Below are 5,648 nucleotides of genomic sequence, written 5' to 3' on the forward strand. Positions count from 1 at the left end.
CAGCATTTAAGATCTGCAACCTAAGGGCGGAAGCGTACCTAAATGCCGTAGCAGCGGCTTTACGCCGCGACCAAGGGCTAAAGAGTAAATTGCAAATTAAGAAACAACAAAAACAACAATCTAAAAAACGAACTCAAACTTGGTAAGGCTTTTATTCATACTTTCAAGGTAAAAACATAGAATATAGAGTGAGATATTGCGCAAAACCTAGTACTCACTTGCGATTAACAATCGTGCATGCTTTAATTAGCCCACGAAATTTTTATTGTCTCTCTACTATTTAATAAAGGGCAATAAAAGTAATGAAAAGAAAAGATTACAACACTTTTGGGAAGAAACAATGGCGCTACGCTGTAAAACTATCATTGCTTCAGCCGTTCTGATGACAATGAGCGGCTGTACACTTGTTCCTGGTGGCCATTTTGAAGGGATCGGCTCTGGCGAACAAACCGCAAATCTAGAACGCGACTTAGAAAAAGTAAATATTCACATTATCGACTCTCAGTTAGTTCAAGAACACAAAATCAAACAAGCCAAAAAAATTGACCGTTCGTCACTTGCTGGTATCGATGTCTCAAATTACGAATATCGTTTAGGCGTTGGGGATGTCATTACAATTGGTGTTTGGGATCACCCAGAACTTACAATCCCAGCTGCGGTACAAAGAACAGCCGAGTTTGATGGTTTCCGCGTTCAGTCTGATGGCACTGTTAACTTTGCTTACACGCCAAAGGTGCCGGCAGCTGGGAGAACCATTAATGAGTTGCGTGATGAGCTTGTCAAAAGGCTAAGCCGAGTTATCGAAGAACCACAGATAGATGTAAAGGTTGTTGGTTTTAGAAGTCAAAAAACATACGTAACCGGTGAAGTAACTAAGCCGGGTGTATACCCCATCACAGAAACGCCAGTCACGCTAATTGATGCAATAAACCAAGCTGGCGGCCTGACAGAAAGTGCAGATTGGGAAACCGTAACATTTACTCGCGGTGAGAAAACGGAGGTTATTCAACTTGATGACTTCTATGCCGAGGGAGATATTTCGCAAAACCGCCTGTTACAACATGGTGATATCATTCATATCAGCCGCAACGACAAACGTAATGTTTATGTTTTAGGTGATGTAATTAAAGCAGGCAAAGTAGACGTAAACCGCTATGGCTTAAGTCTAGCAGAAGCGCTAACGGATGTTGGTGGCTTTAATGAACGCACCGCAGATGCAAATGGTATTTTTGTACTGCGTAAACGCGACCTACAAAAAGACGGTGTACTTGCCGATGTATATCAACTACATGCAAAAAATGTAGCTTCATTGGTACTTGCTGAACAGTTTGAACTGCAGCCTCAAGATATTGTGTACGTTACCAGCGCACCACTTGCTCGTTGGAACAAAGTTATCAGCTTACTATTGCCTTCGCTATCAACGGTGGATGCAATTCAAGATATCAAAAACCAATAGTGTGATTGCTCATGTTTGATAGTGTATTAATGGTTTGCGCTGGTAATATTTGCCGCAGTCCAACCGCAGAATATGTATTAAAAAGCAAATTGGCGGGTAAGAATATTCAAGTATCATCGGCAGGCCTAACTGCGTTAGAGGGTAAATCAGCCGATGCAATGGCACAAGAACTTGCTAAGGTGCAAGGTATCGACATGAGTGAGCATCAAGGTCGCCAGCTCAGTGGTACGCTTGTTGCGCAAAACAGCCTTATTTTAGTAATGGAGCATAGGCACCTTGACGACTTATGCAGCCGTTACCCTCAAGCTCGCGGTAAAACCTTTTTACTCGGTAAATGGATTGGCGATAAAGAAATCCCCGATCCTTACCGCCAATCTAAAGAAGCGTTTGAACACGTGTATGAGCTTATCGATAGCGCCTGTGGCGCTTGGCAACAGTATTTATAAGGAATTGCGAGTATATGAATGCTCAGCCAAATCTAATTTCTCCGCAAAAAACACAAAAAGGCGATGATCAAGAAATTGATCTAATTGCATTATTTGGTGCGCTACTTGATGCCAAGTGGTTTATAGTGGGTGTTACCGCTTTATTTATGCTGTTAGGTGTCGCATACGCCATATTTAGCACCCCAATTTACCAAGCAACCGCTATGGTACAGGTCGAAGAAAAGGGAGGCTCCGTCCCGGGCTTTGATGACATGGCAAGTATGTTTGAGAGCACATCCGAAGCTGTGACTGAGATTGAACTACTTAAATCAAGGAGCGTAGTAGGCGAAGCGGTTGACACACTACAATTAGATGTAGTCATAGAGCCTAAACTATTCCCTTTATTTGGTAACCGAGCTTTTCGCAACTTTGTAGCACTAAGTGCAGGTGAAGTTGCAGAACCAAGTTTAGGAGCTGAGTCCTATGCTTGGGGTGGAGAAAAAGTCGAAATTCATCGGTTCCGAGTACCTAAAAGTGCCGAGGAGTTGGAGTTTACTCTTAAAGCAAAACCTCAAGAAAGCTTCTCGCTCTACGATGAAGATGGGAAAGAAGTGCTTTCAGGCAAAGTGGGAGAAGAGGTAAAGTCAGGAGAGTTTGAGCTAGTTATCAAAACCTTGGTTGCACGACCTGAAACAGAGTTTAGTATCGTAAAGCGTAATCGCCTGCAAACGATACTGGATCTGCAGAAAGAAATTTCCGCATCTGAAAAGGGCAAGGATTCAGGGATCATCAACCTCGCGCTGCAAGATAAAAGCCCTGAATATGCAGAAGAAGTGCTAGACAAAGTGGCAAGTATTTACGTGCGCCGTAATGTTGAGCGTAACAGTGCAGAAGCGCAACAATCACTAGAGTTTTTAGAAGTACAATTACCTGAGGTTAAGCGTAGCTTAGAGCGTGCTGAAAAAGCCTTTAACGATTACCAAATTCGTCAAGAGTCCATTGATATTAGCTTAGAAACACAGGGCGTTTTAGAGCAAATTGTTGCATTAGAAACAAAACTACAAGAACTGGAATTAAAGCGCTTAGAGCTTGGGCGTAAATTTAAACGTGAGCACCCCTCTTACCGTGGTGTTGTTGAGCAAATCGATACGGTCAAGCAACAAAGAAATGAATTAACCGGTGAAGTGCAAGGGCTACCTGAGACTCAACGAGAGTTGCTACGTTTGAAACGTGATGTTGAAGTTAATAATGAAATCTACACTCTGCTACTAGGCAAAACTCAAGAGCTGGATATTGTGCGTGCAGGTACGGTAGGTAACGTTCGTATTGTTGACTATGCAGAGGTAAATACAACTGAGCCGGTGAAGCCCAAAAAAGCCCTCATTGTGGTTGTAGCGACTTTACTAGGAGGTATGCTCGCTGTTGCCATTGTTTTGATTCAAAAAGCGATGCACAAAGGGATAGAAGATCCAGCTGAAATCGAGGCGTTAGGCCTGCCTGTTTATGCGAGCGTACCTTTCTCTGAGTACCAAGTTAAGCTAACAGGCTTTGCCAAAGCTCGACAAGGGAAGACCGCAAAAGCAAAATCAATTTTAGCCATCGATAACCCTGCGGATCTCTCTGTAGAAGCATTACGGAGCCTACGCACGAGTCTTCACTTTGCTATGCTAGAAGCCAAAAACAATGTAATCGCCATTTCTGGCCCAAGCCCTGGTGTTGGTAAGTCATTTATCACAGTAAACTTAGCGACAGTGCTTGCTCAAAGTGGTAAAAAAGTGCTGGTGATCGACGGTGATATGCGCAAGGGCTACCTGCAAACTCAGTTTGGCATGAAATGGGATAATGGTTTGAGTGATTACCTATCTGGACGTTTAAACCTGAGTGAAACTATCAAGAATACGCAACTCGTAGGTCTTGATGTGATGACTCGTGGTCAGATACCACCAAATCCGTCAGAGCTTTTAATGCACCAAAATTTTACCAAACTAGTAGAAGAAGTGAGTAGCATATACGATTTGGTGATTATTGATACACCGCCTATTTTAGCAGTAACAGACCCTGCAATAGTTAGCGCACATGCCGGTACTACGCTGTTGGTGACGAGGTTTGGCCAAAACCACGTAAAAGAGCTAGAGATAACGCGTAATCGTTTTGAACAAAATGGTATTGATGTAAAAGGCGTTGTGTTTAATGGTGTTGTTCGTAAGTCAATGAATGCCTATGGATATTACGGCTACTACAACTACGAATATAAGAGCGATAAATAAATTATTATAGGCTGCAGGCTCGAAGCCCGAGGCTTGCAGCTTACAGCTTAAAACTTATAAATGGAGTAACAATGGAAATCTCCCAAGCCCGTATGACTCACCTAAAGCAACTAGAAGCCGAGTCAATTCATATTATTCGCGAAGTGGCTGCAGAATTCGATAATCCAGTAATGCTTTACTCTGTCGGTAAAGACTCAGCAGTAATGCTGCACTTAACAATGAAAGCGTTTTACCCTGCTAAACCGCCATTCCCTTTAATGCATGTTGATACAACATGGAAGTTTAAAGAAATGATAGAGTTTCGCGATAAAATGGCTAAAAAGTTGGGTTTTGATTTACTAGTGCATATTAACCAAGAAGGTGTAGATGCCGGTGTTGGACCATTTACTCACGGCAGTGCTAAGCATACAGATATCATGAAAACGCAGGGCTTAAAGCAAGCGCTAGATAAATACCAATTTGATGCCGCTTTTGGTGGCGCACGCCGTGACGAAGAAAAGTCACGTGCTAAAGAGCGTGTTTACTCATTCCGTGATAAAAACCACCGTTGGGATCCTAAAAATCAACGTCCAGAATTATGGAATACCTTTAACGGTAAAGTAAATAAAGGCGAGAGCATTCGTGTATTCCCACTAAGTAACTGGACCGAGCTTGATATTTGGCAATACATTTACCTAGAAAACATCGATATTGTACCACTTTACCTAGCGGCAGAGCGTCCAGTTGTTGAGCGTGACGGTACTTTAATTATGGTTGATGATGAGCGTATGCCACTAAATGAGGGGGAAGTACCAATGAAAAAAATGGTCCGCTTTAGAACCCTTGGCTGTTATCCACTAACTGGCGCAGTTGAGTCTAATGCCACAACACTGCCTGAAATTATCCAAGAAATGTTACTTACCAAAACCTCAGAGCGCCAAGGCCGTGTAATCGACCACGATTCATCAGGCTCAATGGAGAAAAAGAAAATGGAAGGGTATTTCTAGAGCGCATAGTAGTGCTTCGTGCCTCAAGCTATGAGCTGCGAGCTTAACTATATAGTTAGGAACTTTAAGTGAGTAGCAAAATTGATTTACAGGGATAGTGATGAAATACGAAAATTTAGAGGTATGGCAGCGTAGCTTTCGCCTAAGCATAGAAATTTATAAAAAATTTGAGCTGCTAAAAGATTTTGGCCTGAAAGATCAAATGTGTAGAGCTAGCGTTTCTATTCCTAGTAATATAGCGGAAGGCTTTGAAAGAGAGTCTGAAAAAGAAAAGGTTCGCTTCTTGATTATAGCAAAGGGGTCTTTAGGTGAATTAAAAACACAGTTAATGATTGCAACTGAAGTAGCTTATATTTCAAAAGAAGATAGCTTACCAATTATTGATGAGTGCGAATTAATTGGAAAAATGCTAGGTGGCTTAATTAGAACAATCAAGAATTGCTCGTAGCCCGCAGCTCGTAGCCCGCAGCCCGTAGCCCGCAGCTCGTAGCCCGCAGCTCGTAGCCCGCAGCTC

At 42.5% G+C, this 5,648-nt stretch carries 5 protein-coding genes; all 5 read left to right on the forward strand.

The window, feature by feature from the left end; all coding sequences use genetic code 11:
- Positions 1-340 precede the first annotated feature (340 nt).
- The 5 genes from CKO50_RS23380 to CKO50_RS23400 all read left to right on the forward strand — a co-directional run bounded on the left by CKO50_RS23380 (position 341) and on the right by CKO50_RS23400 (position 5,582).
- Positions 341-1,456 (forward strand): polysaccharide export protein, encoded by a 1,116-nt coding sequence (locus CKO50_RS23380; RefSeq protein ID WP_095730096.1) that lies wholly within the window; start codon positions 341-343, stop codon positions 1,454-1,456.
- Positions 1,457-1,467: 11 nt separating this feature from the next.
- The gene (locus CKO50_RS23385; protein WP_095730097.1) at positions 1,468-1,902 is read left to right on the forward strand and encodes a low molecular weight protein-tyrosine-phosphatase; all 435 of its coding nucleotides are present in this window, start codon (positions 1,468-1,470) and stop codon (positions 1,900-1,902) included.
- A gap of 14 nt (positions 1,903-1,916) precedes the next feature.
- Positions 1,917-4,148 (forward strand): polysaccharide biosynthesis tyrosine autokinase, encoded by a 2,232-nt coding sequence (locus tag CKO50_RS23390; protein WP_095730098.1) that lies wholly within the window; start codon positions 1,917-1,919, stop codon positions 4,146-4,148.
- A 71-nt stretch (positions 4,149-4,219) separates the two neighbouring features.
- Positions 4,220-5,134, forward strand: coding sequence for a sulfate adenylyltransferase subunit CysD (gene cysD / locus CKO50_RS23395; RefSeq protein ID WP_095730099.1), 915 nt, complete (start codon positions 4,220-4,222; stop codon positions 5,132-5,134).
- A 100-nt stretch (positions 5,135-5,234) separates the two neighbouring features.
- Complete coding sequence (locus CKO50_RS23400; protein WP_095730100.1) at positions 5,235-5,582, forward strand: four helix bundle protein; 348 nt, start codon at positions 5,235-5,237, stop codon at positions 5,580-5,582.
- Positions 5,583-5,648 lie beyond the last annotated feature (66 nt).

This window comes from Pseudoalteromonas sp. HM-SA03, assembly GCF_002289345.1.
Classification (GTDB): domain Bacteria; phylum Pseudomonadota; class Gammaproteobacteria; order Enterobacterales; family Alteromonadaceae; genus Pseudoalteromonas.

Excerpts from the sequence above, each read along its gene's own strand:
- CKO50_RS23380 (WP_095730096.1), top strand. The coding sequence starts at position 341 with ATGGCGCTACGCTGTAAAACTATCATTGCTTCAGCCGTTCTGATGACA.
- CKO50_RS23385 (WP_095730097.1), top strand. The coding sequence starts at position 1,468 with ATGTTTGATAGTGTATTAATGGTTTGCGCTGGTAATATTTGCCGCAGT.
- CKO50_RS23390 (WP_095730098.1), top strand. The coding sequence starts at position 1,917 with ATGAATGCTCAGCCAAATCTAATTTCTCCGCAAAAAACACAAAAAGGC.
- cysD (WP_095730099.1), top strand. The coding sequence starts at position 4,220 with ATGGAAATCTCCCAAGCCCGTATGACTCACCTAAAGCAACTAGAAGCC.
- CKO50_RS23400 (WP_095730100.1), top strand. The coding sequence starts at position 5,235 with ATGAAATACGAAAATTTAGAGGTATGGCAGCGTAGCTTTCGCCTAAGC.